This is a genomic window from Pseudoalteromonas rubra, assembly GCF_005887115.1.
Taxonomy (GTDB): Bacteria; Pseudomonadota; Gammaproteobacteria; order Enterobacterales; family Alteromonadaceae; genus Pseudoalteromonas; species Pseudoalteromonas rubra_F.
On sequence record NZ_PNCJ01000152.1, the window covers coordinates 1 to 338 of the forward strand.

Annotated in this window: 1 protein-coding gene; it reads right to left on the minus strand. The window is 47.6% G+C overall.

Annotation, left to right across the window (positions count from 1 at the left end; genetic code table 11):
- Nucleotides 1-85: 85 nt before the first annotated feature.
- A partial coding sequence (locus CWB98_RS23545) for a transaldolase family protein (protein WP_283241228.1) occupies nt 86-338 on the minus strand: 253 nt, incomplete at its 5' end.

Sequence of the window (338 nt, forward strand, 5' to 3'; positions counted from 1 at the left end):
TTTAACCAAGGTTACAGAAAAGTGATAATTCTATTACGAGCGGAAAGGGCAGAGAAATGGCGGCCTTGTGGGCCGCCGAATGGAGTTAGAGTTGTTTAAAACGAGCCTCTAAATCTTGCTGAGCTTTAGCAAAAACACGAAATACCACGGCGAGCTTTTCAGTCGCCATCGCGTCTTCGTTATGCAACCAGCGGAATTCACTCTCTGTGAGTGCTTCAGGCTTAGGCTGTACATCGTTTGCACCGCTTAACAAGTAATCTGTATTAGCTGGCAACTCGGCTAATTCCTCGAGCAATGCAGGGCTTATGGTAAGGCGGTCACAGCCCGTTAAGGCAAGA